The organism is Streptomyces sp. NPDC003038, from assembly GCF_040611115.1.
Lineage (GTDB): Bacteria > Actinomycetota > Actinomycetes > Streptomycetales > Streptomycetaceae > Streptomyces.
This window is the reverse complement of sequence record NZ_JBEXNN010000001.1, coordinates 521,942-542,824: the sequence shown is the minus strand read 5'-3', so window position 1 is coordinate 542,824 and position 20,883 is coordinate 521,942. Positions and strand designations below refer to the sequence as shown.

General features: G+C 72.8%; 19 protein-coding genes and 1 tRNA gene. 9 read left to right on the top strand and 11 right to left on the bottom strand.

What is annotated here, in order from left to right; translation table 11 throughout:
• Positions 1–169: 169 nt before the first annotated feature.
• Entirely contained in the window at positions 170–2,473 is a 2,304-nt protein-coding gene (locus tag ABZX75_RS02480; RefSeq protein WP_355406920.1) for a heavy metal translocating P-type ATPase, read from the bottom strand.
• Between the two features lie 88 nt (positions 2,474–2,561).
• On the bottom strand, positions 2,562–2,795 hold the full coding sequence (locus ABZX75_RS02475) for a heavy-metal-associated domain-containing protein (protein ID WP_355406918.1): 234 nt from the start codon (positions 2,793–2,795) through the stop codon (positions 2,562–2,564).
• Positions 2,796–2,960: 165 nt separating this feature from the next.
• Here ABZX75_RS02475 and ABZX75_RS02470 point away from each other — a divergent pair, with 165 nt between their 5' ends.
• The gene (locus tag ABZX75_RS02470) at positions 2,961–4,190 is read left to right on the top strand and encodes a cation:proton antiporter (protein WP_355407039.1); all 1,230 of its coding nucleotides are present in this window, start codon (positions 2,961–2,963) and stop codon (positions 4,188–4,190) included.
• 205 nt (positions 4,191–4,395) lie between these two features.
• Here the strand turns inward: ABZX75_RS02470 and ABZX75_RS02465 are convergent, their stop codons facing one another.
• The 3 genes from ABZX75_RS02465 to ABZX75_RS02455 form a co-directional block, all read right to left on the bottom strand.
• A complete protein-coding gene (locus ABZX75_RS02465; RefSeq protein ID WP_344156417.1) occupies positions 4,396–4,596 on the bottom strand; it encodes a MerR family transcriptional regulator in 201 nt (66 codons plus the stop codon).
• 330 nt (positions 4,597–4,926) lie between these two features.
• Positions 4,927–5,940: a Gfo/Idh/MocA family oxidoreductase gene (locus ABZX75_RS02460; RefSeq protein WP_355406916.1), complete on the bottom strand. Its 1,014-nt coding sequence runs from the start codon at positions 5,938–5,940 to the stop codon at positions 4,927–4,929.
• Between the two features lie 27 nt (positions 5,941–5,967).
• The gene (locus ABZX75_RS02455; RefSeq protein ID WP_355406914.1) at positions 5,968–6,879 is read right to left on the bottom strand and encodes a sugar phosphate isomerase/epimerase; all 912 of its coding nucleotides are present in this window, start codon (positions 6,877–6,879) and stop codon (positions 5,968–5,970) included.
• Positions 6,880–6,948: 69 nt separating this feature from the next.
• Between ABZX75_RS02455 and iolC the strand changes: the two genes are divergently transcribed.
• The 4 genes from iolC to ABZX75_RS02435 are packed head-to-tail and all read left to right on the top strand — an operon-like array spanning position 6,949 to position 12,212.
• Complete coding sequence (gene iolC, locus ABZX75_RS02450) at positions 6,949–7,929, top strand: 5-dehydro-2-deoxygluconokinase (RefSeq protein ID WP_355406912.1); 981 nt, start codon at positions 6,949–6,951, stop codon at positions 7,927–7,929.
• A 7-nt stretch (positions 7,930–7,936) separates the two neighbouring features.
• Positions 7,937–8,818, top strand: a complete 882-nt coding sequence (gene iolB / locus ABZX75_RS02445) for a 5-deoxy-glucuronate isomerase (protein WP_355407037.1) — start codon at positions 7,937–7,939, stop codon at positions 8,816–8,818.
• Positions 8,815–10,701 carry a 3D-(3,5/4)-trihydroxycyclohexane-1,2-dione acylhydrolase (decyclizing) gene (gene iolD, locus ABZX75_RS02440; RefSeq protein ID WP_355406910.1) on the top strand — a complete coding sequence of 629 codons (1,887 nt, stop codon included), beginning with the start codon at positions 8,815–8,817 and terminating at the stop codon, positions 10,699–10,701. Before iolB ends, iolD begins: the two co-directional genes overlap by 4 nt.
• A gap of 11 nt (positions 10,702–10,712) precedes the next feature.
• Positions 10,713–12,212 (top strand): CoA-acylating methylmalonate-semialdehyde dehydrogenase, encoded by a 1,500-nt coding sequence (locus ABZX75_RS02435; RefSeq protein WP_355406908.1) that lies wholly within the window; start codon positions 10,713–10,715, stop codon positions 12,210–12,212.
• Positions 12,213–12,342: 130 nt separating this feature from the next.
• Here the strand turns inward: ABZX75_RS02435 and ABZX75_RS02430 are convergent, their stop codons facing one another.
• Both ABZX75_RS02430 and ABZX75_RS02425 read right to left on the bottom strand, forming a co-directional pair.
• Positions 12,343–13,515, bottom strand: a complete 1,173-nt coding sequence (locus ABZX75_RS02430; protein ID WP_355406906.1) for a S8 family peptidase — start codon at positions 13,513–13,515, stop codon at positions 12,343–12,345.
• 153 nt (positions 13,516–13,668) lie between these two features.
• The gene (locus ABZX75_RS02425) at positions 13,669–14,082 is read right to left on the bottom strand and encodes a GNAT family N-acetyltransferase (protein WP_355406904.1); all 414 of its coding nucleotides are present in this window, start codon (positions 14,080–14,082) and stop codon (positions 13,669–13,671) included.
• Positions 14,083–14,177: 95 nt separating this feature from the next.
• Between ABZX75_RS02425 and ABZX75_RS02420 the strand changes: the two genes are divergently transcribed.
• The gene (locus tag ABZX75_RS02420) at positions 14,178–14,732 is read left to right on the top strand and encodes a deaminase (protein ID WP_355406902.1); all 555 of its coding nucleotides are present in this window, start codon (positions 14,178–14,180) and stop codon (positions 14,730–14,732) included.
• A gap of 79 nt (positions 14,733–14,811) precedes the next feature.
• Here the strand turns inward: ABZX75_RS02420 and ABZX75_RS02415 are convergent, their stop codons facing one another.
• A complete protein-coding gene (locus ABZX75_RS02415) occupies positions 14,812–15,510 on the bottom strand; it encodes a 4'-phosphopantetheinyl transferase superfamily protein (RefSeq protein WP_355406900.1) in 699 nt (232 codons plus the stop codon).
• A gap of 73 nt (positions 15,511–15,583) precedes the next feature.
• Here ABZX75_RS02415 and ABZX75_RS02410 point away from each other — a divergent pair, with 73 nt between their 5' ends.
• Positions 15,584–16,396: an alpha/beta hydrolase gene (locus ABZX75_RS02410; RefSeq protein ID WP_355406898.1), complete on the top strand. Its 813-nt coding sequence runs from the start codon at positions 15,584–15,586 to the stop codon at positions 16,394–16,396.
• Positions 16,397–16,461: 65 nt separating this feature from the next.
• Here the strand turns inward: ABZX75_RS02410 and ABZX75_RS02405 are convergent, their stop codons facing one another.
• Positions 16,462–16,977 (bottom strand): hypothetical protein, encoded by a 516-nt coding sequence (locus ABZX75_RS02405; RefSeq protein WP_355406896.1) that lies wholly within the window; start codon positions 16,975–16,977, stop codon positions 16,462–16,464.
• 283 nt (positions 16,978–17,260) lie between these two features.
• Here ABZX75_RS02405 and ABZX75_RS02400 point away from each other — a divergent pair, with 283 nt between their 5' ends.
• Complete coding sequence (locus ABZX75_RS02400) at positions 17,261–17,743, top strand: phospholipase (protein WP_355406894.1); 483 nt, start codon at positions 17,261–17,263, stop codon at positions 17,741–17,743.
• Between the two features lie 219 nt (positions 17,744–17,962).
• Here ABZX75_RS02400 and ABZX75_RS02395 read toward each other — a convergent pair whose 3' ends face one another.
• Together ABZX75_RS02395 and ABZX75_RS02390 are read right to left on the bottom strand one after the other, a co-directional pair.
• Positions 17,963–18,091 carry a hypothetical protein gene (locus ABZX75_RS02395; RefSeq protein WP_355406892.1) on the bottom strand — a complete coding sequence of 43 codons (129 nt, stop codon included), beginning with the start codon at positions 18,089–18,091 and terminating at the stop codon, positions 17,963–17,965.
• Between the two features lie 730 nt (positions 18,092–18,821).
• Positions 18,822–18,894, bottom strand: a tRNA-Arg gene (locus ABZX75_RS02390).
• A gap of 332 nt (positions 18,895–19,226) precedes the next feature.
• Between ABZX75_RS02390 and ABZX75_RS02385 the strand changes: the two genes are divergently transcribed.
• Positions 19,227–20,879: a GTPase domain-containing protein gene (locus ABZX75_RS02385; RefSeq protein WP_355407035.1), complete on the top strand. Its 1,653-nt coding sequence runs from the start codon at positions 19,227–19,229 to the stop codon at positions 20,877–20,879.
• Positions 20,880–20,883 lie beyond the last annotated feature (4 nt).

Below are 20,883 nucleotides of genomic sequence, written 5' to 3'. Positions count from 1 at the left end.
CTCAAAGCTTCCCGCGGCACGCGTCCCGGCCGGCCGATGCCACGGACGTCCCCCAAGACGTTCCGGCATCGACCCATTAGACCCACGACGACCCCGGATGGTTACGTTGCCATCACTGTGATCTGCGTCTCCCGTGAAGGAAGTGTGTACGGATCGAGGAGGTGATCCACTAGCGGAAGGAGCGCAGCCGCAGACTGTTGGTCACCACGAAGACCGACGAGAAGGCCATCGCGGCCCCCGCGATCATCGGATTGAGCAGGCCGGCCGCCGCCAGCGGCAGGGCCGCCACGTTGTAGCCGAAGGCCCAGAACAGGTTCCCCCTGATGGTGGCCAGGGTCCGCCGGGACAGCCGGATCGCGTCCGCGGCCACCCGCAGGTCGCCCCGTACGAGGGTCAGGTCGCCCGCCTCGATGGCCGCGTCGGTCCCGGTGCCCATGGCCAGACCCAGGTCGGCCTGGGCCAGCGCGGCCGCGTCGTTGACCCCGTCGCCCACCATGGCGACCGTACGGCCCTGCGCCTGGAGGCGGCGTACGACGTCCACCTTGTCCTGGGGGAGGACCTCGGCGATCACCTCGTCGATGCCCACCTCGCGGGCCACCGTCTCGGCCACGGCCTTGTTGTCGCCGGTCAGCAGCACCGGGGCGAGCCCCAGGGCGCGCAGCCGGGTCACCGCCTCGGCGCTGGTCTCCTTGACGGCGTCGGCCACGGTCAGGACGCCGCGGGCCTCGCCGTCCCAGGCCACCAGGACGGCCGTGCTGCCCGCGGCCTCGGCGGCCGCCTTGGCCCCCGCGAGAGAGGCCGGCAGCGCGATCGACCAGTCGGCCAGCAGCCGCTCGCGGCCCACCAGCACCGCGTGCCCGCCGACCACCCCCTGTACACCGAGCCCGGCGAGGTTCACGAAGCCCTCGGGGACCGGCAGGGCGCCGACCCTCTCCGCCGCGCCGGTGGCGATGGCCCGGGCGATGGGGTGCTCGGAGGCGTGCTCCAGGGCCCCGGCGAGGCGCAGCAGTTCCAGCTCGTCGGTGCCCGCGGCGGGGAAGACGCCGGACAGGGTCATCCGGCCGGTGGTGACTGTTCCGGTCTTGTCCAGGACGATGGTGTCCACGCGGCGGGTGGACTCCAGCACCTCGGGGCCCTTGATCAGGATCCCGAGCTGCGCGCCCCGGCCGGTGCCGACCATCAGCGCGGTCGGCGTGGCCAGACCGAGGGCGCAGGGGCAGGCGATGATCAGGACGGCGACGGCGGCCGTGAAGGCGGCGGTCGGGTTGTCGGTGATCAGCATCCAGGTGACCCAGGTCGCGAGCGCGAGCACCAGGACGATCGGCACGAAGACCGCGGAGATCCGGTCGGCGAGGCGCTGCGCCTCGGCCTTGCCGTTCTGCGCGTCCTCCACGAGCCTGGCGATCCGGGCGAGCTGGGTGTCGGCGCCGATCCGGGTGGCCTCGACGAGCAGGCGGCCGGAGGCGTTGACGGTGGCGCCGGTGACGGCGTCGCCGACGGATACGTCGACCGGGACGGACTCACCGGTCAACATGGAGGCGTCCACGGCCGAGCTGCCCTCGACGACCGTGCCGTCGGTGGCGATCTTCTCGCCGGGGCGTACGACGAACCGGTCGCCGACCGCGAGCGCGCCGACCGGGACGCGGATCTCCCGCCCCCCGCGCAGGACGGTGACGTCCTTGGCGCCCAGTTCCAGGAGTGCCTTGAGGGCGGCGCCGGCCTTCCGCTTGGAGCGGGCCTCCAGGTAGCGGCCGAGGAGGATGAAGCTGACGACGCCGGCGGCGACCTCCAGGTAGATGGCGGAGGAGCCGTCCGTGCGGGAGATGGTGCCCCCCTGAACTGTGAAGAGGGTGAAGCCGTGGCGCATGCCGGGCATGCCCGCGTGGCCGAAGAACAGCGCCCACAGGGACCAGGCGAAGGCGGCCAGGGTGCCGACCGAGACCAGGGTGTCCATGGTGGCGGCGCCGTGCCGCGCGTTGGTCCAGGCGGCCTGGTGGAAGGGGAGGGCGCCCCAGACGACGACGGGGGCGGCGAGCGTCAGCGAGAGCCACTGCCAGTTGTCGAACTGGAGGCCCGGGATCATCGCGAGCAGTACGACGGGGAGGGCGAGGGTGGCGGAGACGAGCAGTCGACCGCGCAGCGCGGCCAGTTCCGGGTCGAGCTCGGCGCCCTCGGCGGCGACCGCCTGCGGCTCGGGCGCCGGTGGCGGGGGCTCCTCGGCCGTGTACCCGGTCTTCACGACGGTCGCGATCAGGTCGGCGACCCGCACGTCACCCGCGTACGAGATCCGCGCCTTCTCGGTGGCGTAGTTCACCGTGGCGGTGACCCCGTCCATCCGGTTCAGCTTCTTCTCGATGCGGGCCGCGCAGGACGCGCAGGTCATCCCGCCGATGGTCAGCTCGACCTCGGTGGCGGGTCCCGCCGCGTCCGCCGCTGCCGCTACGGGTCCGTCGTGCACGGTGCTGCTGCTCATGTCCGGCTCCAGGGGGAGGGCCGGGTCGTACGGAACCAGTATGAGCCGGCCGGTACGACCCGGCGGGGCACTGCCGAAAGAGAGGTGCTCAGGCCTGGTCGGCGAGGGTGTAGCCGGCCTCGTCCACCGCGGCGCGTACGTCCTCGTCGGCGAGCGGAGCGGCGGAGACCACGGTGACCTCGCCGGTCGCGGCGACGGCCTTGACCGAGCTGACGCCCGGCAGGGCGGAGAGTTCGGCGGTCACCGCGCCCTCGCAGTGCCCGCAGGTCATGCCGGTCACCCGGTAGACGGTGGTGGTCTGGGTGTCCGTCTCGGCGCTCATGTCGTTCTCCTCTTCAGGGGCGTGTCCGGTCACCGGAAGGTGCGGCGGATCCCTCCACCGTCCTCCCGACACGGAAAGACTATACCCCTAGGGGGTATAAATGCGAGTACCCACCCTGGTTTTGTGAACTGGACGACCTGTCTGAACTATATGTAAATGGCGCATATGGATCACCCGGGAACGCTCGTCCTGATCATGGCTGTCGCCGTCCTCGCGCCGCTGCTCGCGTACGGGGTCTCACGGTGGCTGCCCGTACCTCTGGTGATCTTCGAGATCCTGCTCGGGATCCTCGTCGGTCCGGACGTCCTCGGATGGGCCGGGACCGGTGAGGTGATCGACGTGCTGAGCCAGCTGGGCCTCGCCATGCTGATCTTCCTGGCCGGGTACGAGATCCGCTTCGACGAGGTCAAGGGGGACACCCTCAAGCGCTCCCTGTGGGCCTGGCTGGCCGCGCTCGCACTGGGACTCGGGCTCGGCACCCTGCTCGCCCACGGCGGCGGATTCTCCAAGGGCGTCTACGTCGGCACCGCGCTCACCAGCACCGCGCTCGGCGCGATCCTGCCCGTGCTGAGGGACGCGGGCGAGCTGAAGAGCCGCTTCGGCTCCGTGACGATGGCGATGGGGTCGGTCGGTGAATTCGGGCCGGTCATCGCCATGGCGCTGCTGCTGAGCGGGCGGGCCCCGGCGCGTTCGGCGGCGCTGCTGGCGGCCTTCGCCGTGCTGACGGCGGCGGCGGTGTTCTGGGCGCTGCGGCCCAAGTCGCCCTGGTTCTCGAACGTCATCGCCAAGACCCTGCACACGAGCGCGCAGTTCGCGGTACGGATGGTGGTGCTGCTGCTCGTGGCGATGCTGGCACTGGCCCAAGTGCTCGGGCTGGACATCCTGCTGGGCGCCTTCGCCGCCGGGCTGATCACCCGGCTGGTGCTGCAAGGGGCCGCGCCGCAGAGCAGCGAGACCGTGCTGTCGAAAGTCGAGGCCATGGGCTTCGGCTTCCTGGTGCCGCTGTTCTTCGTGGTCACCGGGGTCCAGTTCGACCTGAAGGCGCTGCTCGCCGGCGGGCGGGTGCTGCTGTTGCTGCCGGTGTTCCTGTTGCTGTTCCTGGTGGTACGGGGCCTGCCGATGTGGCTGCTGGCTCCGCGGGACCTGGGGCGGCGGGACCGGTCGGCGCTGGTGCTGTTCGGGTCGACGGCCCTGCCGCTGGTGGTGGCGATCACCACGCTGGGGGTGCGGGACGGCGCGGTGGAGCCCGGGGAGGCGGCGGCGCTGGTGGGGGCCGGGATGCTGTCCGTGCTGGTGTTTCCGCTGGTGGGGCTCCGCTTGCGGAGGCGGGGCGGGCGAGTCGCGGAGCCCGCGGAGCGGAGCCCGGACCGGGTGGGTGAGAGCGAGTCGTGGTGATCGACCGCTGCCTCACGGGGTGACGGCCACAACGGCCCCCAACGGCCCCGACGGCCGGGAGCGGAACCGACCGGGGTCAGGTCGGGGAGCGCACGGGGACCGTCGGGGCGGAGCCGACACGCCACGAGGTCATCACTCCCGCCTTCGACACCGGGTTCCGCGGGGTGTGCGACCGCGCGGACCGAACCGCACGGTCGGCGGGCGGTCACTCCTCGCGGCGACCCCGGTTGCCGGGGCGGCGGGCGACCCAGGTGCGGATGGTGTCCGCGTACCAGTAGGGCTTGCCGCCCTCCACATGATCGGGCGCGGGCAGAAGCCCGTGCTTGCGGTACGAGCGCACGGTGTCCGGCTGCACCCGGATGTGGGCGGCGATCTCCTTGTACGACCACAGCTGTCGGTCGCTCATGCACGACACCTCCTCGTCCACGCCGCGGGGCCGGCCGGGAGGCCGTCGGGGGAGCCGGCGCGTGGACACTGACGATCACTCGCGTTGTTCCCGGGGAACGACGCGGGACGAGGGCAGGGGAGGGGCTGTTGAATGCTTGTGACGGAAAACCCGCGTCATGCGGACATGTGTGACACAAGAGGGACGCCCGTGACAGGCGTGACACATCGGCCGGGGCCCTGGGCCGGGGCCCGGCGCCCGCGTCGCTGTGGGACCGTCACGGACCCGGCGCGGCGACAGGCCGGGCCGGGTCCGCGATCCGGGTCCGGGGCGACAGGGCCGCGCGCGGGCTCAGCGGTACAGCGGCGGCCGCTCCACCAGCTCCACCACGGTCCGTGCGCCGCTGCGCGCGGCCTCCAGGCCCGCCTCGGAAACCACGGCCGCCGCGTAGCCGTCCCACGCATTCGGTCCCGTCACCCCGCCCCGCGCGGCCGCGGCCACCCAGCGCCGCAACTGGCGGTCGTAGGCGTCGGCGAAACGCACCGTGAAGTCCTGGTCGATCTCGCCGCCCCACCGGCCCGCGGACTGGACCACCATCGCGTGGCCGTCGCCGATGCGGGCGCTGCCCGACTCGCCGACCGCCTCGCACTGCACCTGGTAGCCGAAGCCGCAATTGACGAAGATCTCCACGTCGACGACGGCGCCGCCGGAGGTCTCCAGGAGCACCAGCCGGGGATCGCGCAGCCCCTCCGGTGCCGCCGAGGAGGGGGTGGGGGAGAGTACGGACACCGCCGTGATCTCCTGCCCCAGCAGCCACCGGGCCGCGTCCACCTCGTGCACCACGGAGTCGCTGATCAGCATGGAGCTGGTGAAGAAGGGCGGCGAGGCGGCGTTGCGGTGCCGGCAATGGAGGAAGAGCGGCCGCCCGATGCCACCCGCGTCCAGCAGCTCTTTGAGCCGCTCGTACTCGGCGTCGTAGCGCCGCATGAACCCCACCTGCACCAGCCGCCGGCCCACCCGCCGCTCCGCCTCCATGACGCGCAGCGCCCCCGCCGCGTCCGGCGTCAGCGGCTTCTCGCACAGCACCGGCAGCTCCCGTTCCAGGGCGTGCAGGATCGCCTCCTCGTGGGCGGGCCCGGGGGAGGCGATCAGTACGGCCTGCACCCCCGGCGCGGCTATCGCGGCCGCCGGGTCTGTGTGCGCGCTCGCCCCGTCCAGGGCGCCCACGACCTCCTTGAGCCGGTCCCCGTCCGGATCGGCGACGGCCACGACCCGGGCCCCGCCGACGGTCCGTCCGATCCGGCGGACGTGGTCGGCGCCCATCTTCCCGGTGCCGATGACGGCGATGCCGAGCGTGCTGGTCATGTCAGCTCCTCCTTCAGACGTCGGGCCTCAGGCGCCGCAGGAGCGCAGGTAGGCACGGGTGCGGCGGGCGATCGGCAGCGGCCGGTCGGGCGGGCAGGGGTACATGTCCTGTTCCACGATGGCGAAGAGGTCCACGCCCAGCCGCTGGGCCGCCGCCAGTACGGGCTCCAGCGCGGGCACGCCCGACGGCGGCTCGCACATCACCCCGCGGCCCACGGCCGGCCCGAAGGGCACCTGGTGCGCGACGACTTCGGCGAGGATCCGCGGATCCACCTGCTTGAGGTGGAGGTAACCGATCCGCTCGGCGAAGGTCTCCAGGGCCTGGACGCTGTCGCCGCCGCAGTACGCGTAATGCCCGGTGTCCAGGCAGAGGGAGACGAGGTCCGGGTCGGTGGCGTCCAGGAAGCGGGCCACGTTCTCGGGGGTGTCGATGTGGGTGTCGGCGTGCGGGTGGACGACGATCCGCAGCCCGTACCGGTCTTGCACCTCCCGGCCCAGGCGCTCGGTCTGGGTGGTCAGTTCGCGCCATTGGCCGGGGGTGAGGGTGCGGTCCTCCCGTATCTCCCCGGTCTTGTCGTCACGCCAGAAGGAAGGAATGACGACGAGGTGGGCCGCGCCCATGGCCTGGGTGAGGGCCGCGATCCGCGACACGTGCTCCCAGGTGTCCTCCCACACGGCGGGCCCGTGATGGAGTCCGGTGAAGACGGTGCCGGCGGACACGCGCAGGCCCCTCCGGGCGGTTTCGTCGCAGAGGCGGGCGGGATCGGTGGGCAGGTAGCCGTAGGGGCCGAGTTCGATCCACTCGTACCCGGCGTCGGCGACCTCGTCGAGGAACCGCTCCCAGGGGGTCTGGAGGGGGTCGTCGGGAAACCAGACACCCCAGGAGTCCGGAGCCGAACCGATGCGGATACGGGTCAACGCGGGTGGGGAGGACGTCATGACGGCCACCTTAGGGTGCGAGGCTCGACGGCACCGTGAAGATGACGTGGAAGACCAGCGGGAGGACTGATGGTGACCGGTGATCCGTTCGCGTTCGACCTCATCACGATGGGGCGGATCGGGGTGGACCTCTACCCGTTGACGACCGGCGTGCCCCTGGCCGAAGCCGAGTCCTTCGGCAAGTTCCTGGGCGGTTCCCCGGCCAACGTGGCCGTCGCGGCCGCCCGGCTGGGGCGGCGGGCGGCGCTGATCACCCGTACCGGGGCGGATCCCTTCGGTGCGTATCTGCGCGCGGAACTCCGGGGGTTCCGGGTGGACGACCGGTGGGTGGGCGAGATCGCGGGCCTGCCGACGCCGCTGACCTTCTGCGAGATCTTTCCGCCCGACCACTTCCCGCTGTACTTCTACCGCTTGCCGAAGGCTCCGGACCTGGAGATCCACCCCGGCGAGCTGGACCTGGAGGCGGTCCGGTCGGCGCGGGTGTTCTGGATGACGGGGACGGGGCTGAGCGAGGAGCCGAGCCGAGCCGCCACGCTGGCCGCGCTGGAGGCGCGTACGGAATCCGGCAGGCCGCGGGAGTCCGGGGCGACGGTGTTCGACCTGGACTGGCGGCCGGTGCTCTGGCGGGAGAAGCCCGGGCCGTACTACGAACAGGCGCTGGCCCACGCGACGGTGGCCGTCGGCAACGCCGAGGAGTGCGCGATCGCCACGGGGGAGTCCGAGCCGTACGCGGCGGCGCGGGCGCTGCTCGCCGCGGGGGTCGAGCTGGCGGTGGTCAAGCGGGGCCCGGCCGGGGTCCTGGCCGTCCACCGCGACGGCACGGCCGTGGAAGTCCCGCCGGTCCCGGTGGAGGTGGTCAACGGCCTGGGCGCGGGAGACGCCTTCGGGGGCGCGCTGTGCCACGGCCTGCTCGCCGGGTGGGAGCTGTCGAGGGTGATGCGGTACGCGAACGCGGCCGGGGCGATCGTGGCTTCGCGACTGGCGTGCTCTTCGGCGATGCCGTATCCGCACGAGGTGGAGGAGGTGCTCGGGCGTGCCGGTGGTGTCTGAGTGGGGGATGGAGTGGACGAGGCTGATCGTGCTCGACCTCGCGCGGGGTGAGACGTACGCGCACCCGTGCGGGGAGACGGAGTGGATCGTCCTCCCGTTGTCGGGCGGGTGCGCGGTGCACTGCCGGGCACCGGGCCGGCCGGGCGGGCCGGGCGGGACTCCGTCAGCCTCGCCGCAGGCGCGGGGCCGCGCAGAGCCCGGCAGCGGATCGCAGACCTTCGAACTGCGGGGACGGGCGGGCGTGTTCGCCGGGACCACCGACTTCGCGTACCTGCCCCGGGACGCGCACGCGGAGGTCACCTCTCCCGCCGGCGGGCGCTTCGCGCTCGTCGGCGCGCGCTGCGAGACGGCCCTGCCCGCACGCTACGGCCCCGCCGCGGACGTCCCCGTCGAGCTGCGCGGCGCCGGCCCGTGCTCCCGCCAGGTCAACAACTTCGCCGCCGCCGACGCCTTCGGCTGCGACCGGCTCATCGCCGTCGAGGTGCTCACCCCCGGCGGCAACTGGTCCTCGTACCCGCCCCACAAGCACGACGAGCACCGCCCCGGCGAGGAGTCCCGGCTGGAGGAGATCTACTACTTCGAGATCGCCCCGCACGGTGACACGCCCGGCTTCGGCTACCAGCGCGTGACCCCCTCCCCGGCGGGGAAGACCGACATCCTCACCGAGGTGCGGACCGGCGACGCCGTGCTCATCCCGGACGGCTGGCACGGGCCGTCCATCGCCGCGCCCGGGCACGACATGTACTACCTGAACGTGATGGCCGGACCGGACCGGATGCGGGAGTGGCTGATCCGGGACCACCCCGACCACGGCTGGATCCGGTCCGCCTGGGCCGGTCAGGACATCGACCCGCGACTGCCCTTCCCCCGACCGGAGGAGCCCCGATGAGCCCGACGAGTACGCGCAGGCTCACCGTCGCGCAGGCGCTCGTACGCTTCCTCGCCCGCCAGTACACCGAGCGCGACGGCCGGCGGCAGCGGCTGATCGCCGCCACCTGGGGGATCTTCGGGCACGGGAACGTCGCCGGGGTCGGGCAGGCACTCCTGGAGAGCGGCAAGCAGGACATGCCCTTCTTCCAGGGCCGCAACGAGCAGGCGATGGTCCATGCCGCCGTCGGGTACGCCCGGCAGAGCGGGCGGCTGTCCGCGCATGCGGTCACCACCTCCATCGGGCCCGGCGCCACCAACCTCGTCACTGGCGCCGCCCTGGCCACGATCAACCGGATCCCGGTGCTCCTCCTGCCCGGGGACACCTTCGCCACCCGGCCCGCCGACCCCGTGCTCCAGCAGCTCGAACTCCCCTACGCGGGTGACGTCTCCGTCAACGACACCCTGAGGCCCGTCTCCCGCTCCTTCGACCGGATCACCCGCCCCGAGGCCCTGATCCCGGCCGCGCTCCAGGCCATGCGGGTGCTCACCGACCCCGTGCAGACCGGTGCGGTGACCCTCGCCCTGCCGCAGGACGTGCAGGCGGAGGCGTACGACTGGCCCGAGGAGTTCTTCGCCGAGCGGGTCTGGGGCGTACGCAGGCCCCGGCCCGACCGCGGTGAGCTCGCGGCGGCCGCCGAAGCCGTACGGGGCTCCGCGTGCCCCCTGATCGTCGCCGGCGGCGGGATCCGGCACAGCGGGGCCCAGGCGGCTCTGGCGGCCTTCGCCGAGGCCACCGGCATCCCGGTGGCCGTCACGCAGGCGGGCAAGGGAGCCCTCCCGTACGGCCACCCCGCCGACGTGGGCGGGATCGGCCACACCGGGACGGCCGCCGCCGCCGACCTGGCCCGGGAGGCCGACCTCGTCATCGCCGCCGGGACGCGGCTGACGGACTTCACCACCGCCTCCGCGACCCTGTTCCGGAATCCATCCGTCCGGTTCATCGGCCTCAACCTCGACCCGTACGACGCCCACAAGCTCGCCGCCCGGCCGCTGGTCGCCGATGCGAGGGAAGGGCTCGACGAACTGCGGCAGGCCGTATCCGGCCACCGCGTGGAATCCACGTACGAGACGGCGTACCGGGAGGGCAGGAACCGCTGGGAGGCCCGCGTCGACCGGGCCTACGCCGCCCCCGACGAGGGCGCCGCGCCCACCCAGGCCCAGGTCCTCGGGCTGCTCGACGGCCTGGTGGACGGCGAGGACATCCTGATCAACGCCGCCGGCTCCCTCCCCGGCGACCTGCACAAGCTGTGGCGGACCCGCTCGGCGGACCAGTACCACGTGGAGTACGGATACTCCTGCATGGGCTACGAAATCCCCGCCGCCATCGGAGTCGCGCTCGCCGCCCCCGGCCGCCCGGTGTGGGCGCTGGTCGGCGACGGGACGTACCTGATGAACCCGACGGAGATCGTCACGGCCGTCCAGGAGCACATCCCGCTCAAGGTGGTGATCCTCGACAACCACGGCTACGCCTCCATCGGCGGCCTGTCGGGGGCGGTGGGCGGCGAGGGCTTCGGCACCGGATACCGCTTCCGCGCGCCCGACGGCTCGTACACCGGTGACCCCCTTCCGGTGGACCTGGCGGCCAACGCGGCCTCCCTCGGGATGGCCGTCATCCGCACCCGCACCGTCGGTGACCTGCGGAAAGCCCTGGCGCAGGCGCGGGCGGCAGACCGGCCCACATGTGTCTACGCACAGACCCGAACACCCGACACTGTGTCGGGCCCACCTCCGGCGCAGGCGTGGTGGGATGTTCCTGTGGCCGAGACCGCGACCCGCAAGGCCGCGGCGGAGGCCCGCGAAGAGTACGACCGGCAAGCCGCGCAGCGACGTCGCCATCTGTGAAGGAGTAAGGCATGAAGACCGTCAACCACTGGATCGGTGGCAAGACCGTCGAGGGCGCGTCGGGCAACTACGGCCCGGTCACCGACCCCGCGACCGGCGAGGTCACCACGCAGGTGGCGCTCGCCTCGGCCGCCGAGGTCGACGCGGCGGTACGCGTCGCCAAGGAGGCCTTCCTCTCCTGGGGCCAGTCCTCGCTGGCCGCCCGCACCAAGGTGCTGTTCGCCTACCGCGCCCTGCTGGACGCCAACCGCGACGCCATCGCCGAGCTGATCACCGCCGAGCACGGCAAGGTCCACTCGGACGCGCTGGGCGAGGTCGCACGCGGCCTGGAGATCGTCGAGCTGGCCTGCGGGATCACCACACAGCTCAAGGGCGAGCTGTCGACCTCCGTGTCCAACCGCGTGGACGTCGCCTCGATCCGCCAGCCGATCGGCGTCGTCGCGGGCATCACGCCGTTCAACTTCCCGGCGATGGTCCCGATGTGGATGTTCCCCCTGGCCGTGGCCTGCGGAAACACCTTCATCCTCAAGCCGAGCGAGAAGGACCCGTCAGCCTCCAACAAGCTCGCCGAGCTGGCGAGCGAGGCCGGCCTGCCGGCGGGCGTGCTCAATGTCGTCCACGGCGACAAGGTGGCGGTCGACGCCCTCCTGGCCCACCCCGACATCGCGGCCGTCTCCTTCGTCGGCTCCACCCCCATCGCCCGCCACATCCACACCACCGCCTCCGCCAACGGCAAGCGCGTCCAGGCGCTGGGCGGAGCCAAGAACCACATGCTCGTGCTGCCGGACGCCGACCTGGACGCGGCCGCCGACGCGGCGGTCTCCGCCGCCTACGGCTCGGCCGGCGAGCGCTGCATGGCGATCTCCGCCGTCGTCGCCGTCGGCTCCATCGCCGACACCCTCGTCGAGAAGATCCGCGAGCGCGCAGAGAAGATCAAGATCGGCCCCGGCGACGACCCGGCCTCCGAGATGGGCCCGCTGATCACGGCCGCCCACCGCGACAAGGTCGCCTCGTACGTCAAGGGCGCGGCCGCACAGGGCGCCGACGTGGTCCTGGACGGCACCGGATACACGGTCGAAGGCAGGGAGAACGGCCACTGGATCGGCCTGTCCCTGCTCGACAACGTCAAGACCGACTCCGACGCCTACCGCGACGAGATCTTCGGCCCGGTGCTGTGCGTCCTGCGCACCGAGACCTACGAGGAGGGCGTGGCGCTCATCAACGCCTCGCCGTTCGGCAACGGCACCGCGATCTTCACCCGCGACGGAGGCGCCGCCCGCCGCTTCCAGCTGGAGATCGAAGCCGGCATGGTCGGCGTCAACGTGCCGATCCCGGTGCCGGTGGGCTACCACTCCTTCGGCGGCTGGAAGGACTCGCTCTTCGGCGACCACCACATCTACGGCAACGACGGCATCCACTTCTACACGCGCGGCAAGGTCGTCACGACCCGCTGGCCCGACCCGGCCGACGCCCCGGTCGGCGTGGACCTGGGCTTCCCGCGCAACCACTGACCGCAGATCGCGGCCGCCCCGGGCGCTCGCGGCGCCCGCCGAGGCGGGCCCGCCTCCGGGCCGGTGTCGAGCTCGTTACGGGCCGGTGCCGGGCCGGTTCCGCCGGGAGCGGCCCGGCCCGGCGGCATCGTCACCGGTCGGTCGGGATGTGCAGCAGCAGGTTCCGCGTACCGGCCGGGAGGGCGGTGATCCGGTCCGGCACGGCGCTGCGTACCAGGGCCTGGGAGACCTGCGCCGGGGTCCTCGCCGTACCGCCCGCCAGGATCAACGCCGCGACCCCCGCCGCGTGCGGGGCCGCCATGGAGGTGCCGGAGGCCCTGGCCGCGGCGGTCGTGGAGCCCTTCCAGGCCGAGACCACACCCACGCCCGGCGCCGAAAGGTCCACGCAGGGGCCGTGGTTGGAGAACCCCGCACGGTGGTCCGCGGCGTCGGTCGCTCCGACCGTGACGGCCTCGGGGACACGGGACGGGGATCCGGCGCAGGCGTCCCTGTCGTCGTTCCCGGCGGCGACGGTGAAGGTGATCCCGGCGGCGACGGCGCGCGCCACCGCCGCGTCGAGGGCGTAGCTGCGGCGGCCGCTCATGCTCATGTTCGCGACGGCCCGGGTGGCGGGGGCCGCGGTGGCGTCCTTCACCATCCAGTCGAGACCGCCCACCATGGCCGACAGTCGTCCCCGCCCGCGGCAGTCGGCCACCTTCACGGCGACGAGCGAGGCGCCCTTCGCGACCCCGTACGTCGCCCCGCCCGCGGTCGCCGCGACGTGCGTGCCGTGGCCGTTGCAGTCGCCGGAGGACTCCAGGAACACGCCGTTGTAACCGGCCCGCGCCCGGCCGCCGAACTCCTGGTGGCCGATGTTGATCCCGGTGTCCACGATGTAGACCGTAACGCCCTCGGCCTTGCTGGCGTACGTGTACGAGCCGTCGAGCGGGAGCTCGCGCTGGTCGATCCGGTCCAGCCCCCAGGGCGCCTGCGGCTGTGAGTCGGTGGTGCGGAACTGTGTGTCCGGCTCCACCGAGGCGACCCGGGGGTCGGCGGCCAGGACGGCGGCGCGGGCGGGGGTGGTGCGGACGGCGAAGCCGTTCAGGACGGCGTCGTAGACGGTCCCGACCTGGTCGCCGTGGTCCGCGGCCTCGGCGGCGAGGGCGCGTGTCGGGGCGCGGGAGGTGCTGTCCTTGAGGACCACGACGTAGGGGGCGGTGGCGGTGGCGGTGGCGGAGGGGGCGGAGGTGAGGGCGTGCGGTGGCAGGGCGGTGGCCACCGCCAGCAGCGCGGCGGCCGGTAGGAGCGTCGTCAGTGCGGTCATGCGGCCGATGCTCGGCGAGCGCCGGGCCGGGCGCGCGGAGGGTGCGCCGAGTGGCCGTACGACACGCCGCCGCGGGGACTACGGCGGGGTGGGCGTGCCGGTGTTGTGGGCGGGTGCGGCGCGCGGGTGTGGTGGGCCGCGCCGCGGAGGGGGTTACGGGGTGAGTGCCCAGCCGCGCATCGCGAAGACGCCCTCGTCTCGGGCGCCGGCCGAGTCGTACGTGGCGAGAGCGGCCTCGTTGTCGGTGTCGACCCCCACCCACATGCCGTAACAGCCGCGCGCCCTCGCCTCGTCGGCGAGGGCCAGGGTCAGGGCGCGGCCGATTCCGCGGCGGCGGTGTCCCTCGTCCACGGAGAGCTCGTACAGGCACATCTCCGTGCCCTTGTCGGGATGGCTCATCTCGATGCCGGAAACCATGCCGGCGGGCACGCCGTCGACGTAGGCGATGAGCATCAGATGTCCCGGGGCGGCGAGGAAGCGCTCCGACCAGTCCTCGCGGGCGGGACCGTCGAAGAGGGATTCGGCGGCAACGAGTTCGGCGGGAGTGCGGGCCCGGCGGATGTCCATGGCGGTCACGATAATGCGGGGAGGACGGATGGGGAGTTCGATTTCGGCACGCAGTGGCGGGCGGTACGGGAGCCGGTACGGCGGGCAGTCTGGCGGTGCTCACGGACGCGGCGGGCGCGGTGCTGTGCGAGGGTCGCAACGAGGCGTACGAGGAGGGGCCCGGGGCGGGACCCCTGCGGGGGACGCCGCTGGCCCATGCCGAGATGAACGTGCTCGGCGCGGCCCGGAGGGGGTGGGACCTCGGCTCGGCGGCGCTGTGGAGCACGCAGGAGCCGTGCGCGATGTGCGCGGCGGCGGCACGGTTCACGGGAGTGGGGCAGGTGCGGTACCTGGCGCCGGACCCGTGGGCACTGGCGACCGGCTCCGCGGGCGCGTCGGGAGTGGCCGAGACGGCGCCGGTCGCCGATGCGGCATGGCTGCTGGTGGCGAACGTGATGTTCCTCCGCAGCGTGGCGGTGGCGGCACCGGGCCCGGCCGAGCCGGAGATCCTCACCCACCACCGCACGGTTGAACGCGAGACGGTAGCCCTCCACGACAGCATCCCACCGGGTCTGCCGACGGCCGGGTCGCTGGAGGAGTGGCTGGCCGGGATGTGGCCGTGCGTCAGGGCGATGGCGGCGGCGCGCGGCAGGCGGCGGGCCGGGGTGTGAGCCAGGGTGTACGCCGGCCGGAGGACCGAAAGCCCGCAGCCCGCAGCCCGGGCCCCGGAGCTCGGAACCCTGCGGCCGATCAGGCTCGCAGGGCGAGGGCCGCCGCGTAGCCGACGGGGGCGGGCAGATCCGTCAGAGTCCAGCCCGGGACGCGGGCCGGGGTGGGGGCGGAGCCGACGTACGGCTCGGTCAGTCCGAGCGCCAACCCGGCGCCGGTGGCCTTGAGACAGGCCTCCTTACGGGACCAGACGCGGGCCAGCGCGGTCCGGCGGTCCGGCTCGGGCAGGACGGTCAGCTCGGCGGTCTCCGCCGGGTGCAGTGCGGTCAGCACGTCCGCCACCGCGGCGGCGCTCGGGATCCCCTCCACGTCGACCCCGACCGGCACCCCCGCGAAGGCGAAGTAGGCCATGTCCTCGCTGTGTGACAGCGAGAAGTGCGTCCCGGCCCCGGCCACGGCGGGACGGCCGTGCGGCTCACCACAGCACGGGCAGTCCTCACGGACCAGGGTGACCTTCTCCGGGGCCAGCTCCAGATAGGCGCCGAGCAGCACCCGCAGTCCGATGTGGGAGGCCAGATACCGCCGGCGGTCGGCGGGGCGCAACAGCCGCCCGGCCTTTTCGCGTTCGGCCGTGTCCAGCAGGGCCTCCGCCCGGTCGACCGGCCGGCCGCCGACCACGTCCAGCGTGGTGTCCAGGGCCCACACCACCGCGGTCGCCCCCTGGGGGAGCGCCCGGATCCGCGGTATGCCGCCGCCGAGTTGGTTCACAGTCTCGATCACCCGACGAGGGTAGACGAGGTGGTGGCCGCGGGACTGGGTACCCTCGTCCGTCCAGGACATGGGGGAATGCATCGTGCGAAGTGCCGTCGTGACGCCGGAAGGTGATCGGATCCGCTGGGTCGAGCTGCCCGGGTCAGAGCAGGAGGAGCAGGAGGAGAAGGAGCGGGGGGTTGGGACCGAGCCGGTCCGGGTGTACGTGCACGGACTCGGAGCCACCTCGCCCGCTTACTTCGCGGCGACCGCCACGCATCCGTTGCTGGCGGGGCGACGCTCACTGCTGGTCGACCTGCTGGGCCACGGGCACAGCGACCGGCCCGAGACGTTCGACTACACCCTCGAAGCGCATGCGGATGCGCTGGCGGCCGCCCTCACCGAGGCCGGTGCGGAAGGCGCCGAGCTGATCGCGCACAGCATGGGCGGCGCCGTGGCCATCGTGCTCGCCGACCGGTATCCCCACCTGGTGTCCCGGCTGGTGCTGGTCGACGCCAACCTGGACCCGATCCCACCCACCGCCGCCGCGACGGGGAGCAGCGGAATCGCCTCCTACACCGAGGAGGAGTTCCTCAACGGCGGCTGGGCCGAGGTGCGTGACCGGGTCGGCGCGCACTGGTGGGCCACGATGCGGCTGGCCGGCCGGACCGCGCTGTACCGCAGCGCCGTCCATCTCACCGCGGGCACGACGCCCACCATGAGGGAGCTGCTGCTGGAGCTGAAGATCCCGCGCAGCTACCTGCTCCCCGAGGCGGACGGACCGCTCCCGGGAGCCGACGCCCTGAAGGCGGCCGGGGTCGCCATCGTGGCCGTACCCGACTGCGGGCACAACATCATGCTGGACAACCCGGACGGCTTCGCCCGCGCCGCGGCAACCGCACTCGCCCGCGCCTAGCGCTGTCCGGCTGGCGGTGCCCGCCCTAGCCGTGCCCGGCTTGGGCATGCATCGAAATACACGCCCTAGCGGTGCACGGCCGGGGTGCCGTGGCCACCCTGGATCCTCGTGTCCGGTGACGGGGTGCCATCGGTCCAGGCGTAGACCTGCTTACCGCGCACCGCGACCTGGTACTGGTGGACGTCCCGGCACTCGGGCCGCTCCTCGGCCCGGGTGTCGCCCGGCCACCACTTGGCGCGCAGCTTCGGCCCGCCCAGCTGCTTCGGCGCGCCGGCGCCGCACTGCGGCCCGTCCAGCGGTGTCGCGCCCAGCGTGAACCGGATCAGCCGGGCCTCGCCAGTCGTGCGCGCCCGTATTCGGACGTCGGTGGCGTCCTTGGGTATCCAGGACGGCAGGACGAACGCACGCCTACCCCGCGTGGGCGCGTCGGCGACACTCGCGAAACGCTTGCTCTTCTCTCTGAACACACGGTCGTTGACGGTTTCGGTCACAGGGTTGGGCGGGAGGTTGGGCAGCGCGAAGGCGGCGGTGGCGAGCACTCCCACGGTGGCGGCGGCGATGACGAACGGACGGCGGTTCATGCCTCCAAGTCTGCCCACGATCCCCTGTCCGGGCGTCCCTCCCCAGGACGAATCCCATCTCTGCCGCAAGTCGCACACGCGTCATACCTGAGGTTCGGCGCGTCCTTCCGGAGAGGGGTGTTCCTCGTTCGGCGCGTGGGTGACGTGGTGCCAGGGCGACCCGACCGGCCCGCCGCACGGCCCGGCTCACCATGCTCGACTCCATCGACGCGCAGTAACCCGGCGGCCCCCGGAGCAGTTCGCCGGGGAGCGACCTGACCGCTCCCGGCCCCAAAGGAACGCCATGCGCCGTCGTCGTCCCGCTGCCCCTGCCCCTGCCCCCGCCCCTGTTCTTGCCTCCGCTGTCGCGGCCGCGACGGCGCTGCTCGTCCTCGCGCCCCCGGCATCGGCGGCCCCGACGGACAAGCCGCAGGTGCTGAGTCGCTGGACGCAGACCAGCGCGGCCAGCCACCGGGCGTGGGCCGAGGCGCGCGAGAAGCGGAACGCCTGGACGGCGTACGGTTTCGACTGGACGACGGATTACTGCACGTCCTCCCCGGACAACCCCTTCGGCTTCCCCTTCCACCGGGCCTGCGCCCGCCACGACTTCGGCTACCGCAACCACACGGCCGCAGGACTGTTCCGTTCCGCCAAGCCCCGCCTGGACGACGCCTTCCACGCGGACTTGAGGCGCGTCTGCGCGCAGTACTCCGGCGCGCGCAAGGCCTCCTGCGACAGCACCGCGTGGACGTACTACCAGGCCGTCAAGCTCTTCGGCATCTCCTGACCGAGCGGCAGGAGAGAGACCACCGAGGCCGCCGTCCCCCCACGACCCCACCGCCGCCACGGACACGGACACGGACACACCAAGCAGCGACCGTCGGATGGCCACCCAGCACCTGGCGATTTCGGAGTCCGCCATCGGCCGCCCCGCTGTCGCGGCAGGCGAGTCGTGGGCGGCCCCACTGCTCGCCCGGCCGGTGGGTCCACGAGGGCGGCATGATCCTCACCCGCCTGGGGGAATCTCGACACCGCCGAGGAGCACCTGCACCTCGCCCTCGGCATCCACGGCCTCGACCGCCGCCGCACCCGCGCCATCGTCCTCGCCGACCTCGGCGCCGTACGGCTGCGCCAAGGCGATGTGGACGGTGCGATGGCGACCTGGAACGACTTCCCGGAATGTGCCGAGGGAATCCGCTCGGTGAAGGTCCAGGCCGCCCCCCCGCGACATGCGGGTACGGCTGCGCCGGTACAGGGGGTGCCGGAAGCGCAGGCGCTGCGGGAGAAGGCCGGGCGGTTGAGCGCCTGACAGTGCCAGCTCGTGGCGCGTGACGGGCTCAAGTCCGGCGACCTCCGTTTCCCGGAGAGCAGGGTGGGCTGCTCGCCAGGTCGGTCTTCCGGCGCGTCTGGAGCAAAGCTCGTGAGGCGGTAGTCGACGAACACGCGTGCGTCTCGCCCGTCCGCGCGTGCGTGTTCGTCCTCCGGCGCACCTGCCTGACGAGCCGGCCGAACAACGGACTCCCGTCGGCCTACGTCGCCGCGTGCGCGGGCGATAGCGTCCCCATCCGCTCGCCTCTTATGTCTGATATATCACCGGTCGGCTGGCCGACTTCCAGAAATGCAATAAGGGTCCGTACGAGTTGCCCGCGGTGGCCCCGCCGGCGGATCGGTCGCGGCGGAATTCCGGGAGGTTTTCGGGAAGAGCAGCCGCCAAGGGCCGTCCGAAGCCGGGTTCTGCCGGGCTGCCGCCCTCACGGCAAGGGCGGCCCAGGGGCTTGCGCCACCGCTACGGCGACCGCGTCAAAGCGCCGCTGACCTGTACGAAAGCCCCCCGCGAGGGAGGGCTCGGGGTGACGGAGAAAGAGTGCCCCCGGCAGGACTCGAACCTGCGGCCAAGTGCTTAGAAGGCACCTGCTCTATCCACTGAGCTACGGGGGCCGGAAGGTGGCCGTGGTGGCCTGGAGCCCCGGGGTGGGGGTGGGACTGTGGTCCGTGCCGGGTCAAGGATAGGGCTCCGGTCGCCTTGTCCCGGTTGCTTCACTCGCGTGCCACGATGTGGAGGTTCGGTGAAGCGGTCCCGATAATCGCAGGCAGGTGCGATTCTCGCACCGCTTTTGCGCCGCGGCGCCCTGGGTGTTGTGTACTCGTTATGCCTGCGTCCCACTCGTCTGCTCTGCCCGGAATGTCCCGCCGAAGTAGCGATCGGCGCGCAGAGGACGTATAAGCTTCAAAAATGGCCCTAAATTGGGCATTCTTCGCATGTGGTGACCTTGGATGTACGGCCTCAGCTGCTCGATGCCCTGTCCGCCCTGCGCGACCGGGTCGCGTCCGTGCGTCTGCCGCTGCCTCTGCCCGGCGCCCCGCGCGCCCGCCAGACCAGAGCTGAGCTGCTCGCGCAGCTCGACGACTACCTCGTACCCCGGCTGAAGGCGCCCGAGGCGCCGCTGCTCGCCGTCGTCGGCGGGTCCACCGGGGCCGGTAAGTCCACCCTCGTCAATTCCCTCGTAGGCCGACAGGTCAGCGAAGCCGGAGTGCTGCGTCCGACCACGCGCACCCCGGTGCTCGTCTGCCATCCGGATGATCATCACTGGTTCGCCGGGATGCGGGTACTGCCCGATCTGATGCGGGTCTGGGTGCCGCACACGGAGGAGGACGTGGCCCCCGGGGCCAAGAACCGGGCCCGCGATCGGGGAACCGGGAGAGGGGGTGGGAGCGGGACCGGGAACGGCCGCGGGCACACCCACGCGACCCGGGAGATGCGGATCGAGACCGTCTCCAACCTGCCGCGCGGCCTCGCCATCCTCGACGCCCCCGACATCGACTCCCTCGTGGTGGAGAACCGCACCCTCGCCGCCGAGCTCATCTGCGCCGCCGACGTCTGGGTCATGGTCACCACCGCCTCGCGCTACGCCGACGCCGTGCCCTGGCACCTGCTGCGCACCGCCAAGCAGTACAACGCCACCCTGGTCACCGTCCTCGACCGGGTCCCGCACCAGGTGCTGGCCGAGGTCTCACGGCAGTACGGGGCCCTGCTCACCCGGGCCGGCCTGGGCGACGTACCGCGCTTCACGGTGCCGGAACTGCCCGAGTCGGCCGGCGGGGGCGGCCTGCTCCCGGCCAGTGCCGTCGCGCCGCTGTACGCCTGGCTCGCCCACCACGCGCAGGATCCGGCCGCCCGGCAGTACGCCGTCGGGCGTACCGCGCTCGGCGCGCTGGACTCCCTCCGACGGCGGATGCCGGAGCTGGCCTCCGCCGTCGCCGCCCAGTACGCCGCCGCCGTACGGCTGACCTCGGCCGTGGAGGACGCGTACAGGCGGGAGGGCAAGCGGGTCCGCAACCGGCTCGACCACGGCGCGGTACTCGCCGGGGACGCGCTCACGCGGTGGCGCGGCTACCCGCTCGACACCAGCGCCGACGAACTGCTGGACTCCCTCGCCGAGTCCCTCACCGCCCTGCTCCAGTGCGCCGTCGCCGCCGCCGACGAGCGGATCGCCGAGGCCTGGCGGCGCGAGCCGGCCGCCGGTGCGGTGCCCCTGCCGGCGCCCGACAGGGAAGCGGGGGAACGTATCGGCATGGCCGTACGACGCTGGCGGCGCGTGCTGGAGGAACTCGCCGAGGAGGAGGTCGCGCGGCTCGACAAGCAGCCCGCGCCCGACCCGGACGGCGTCGCGGCCCTCCTCGTCGCCGCCCTCCTCGGAGGCAAGCGGGCCCGGCCCGCGGGGGAGAAGCTCGCCGAGCGGATCGGCGTACAGGCCGCTCTGCGGCTGCGCGACCGGGGCGGGGAGCTGGTCGGCGAACACCTGGACCAAGTGCTGCGCGCCGAACGGGACCGCCGCCTCGCCCCGCTGGAGGCGCTCGAAGTGACCCCGGAACCGCAGGCCGAACTGATCGCCGCGTTGTCCGTACTGCAGAAGGAGAGGTGACGCG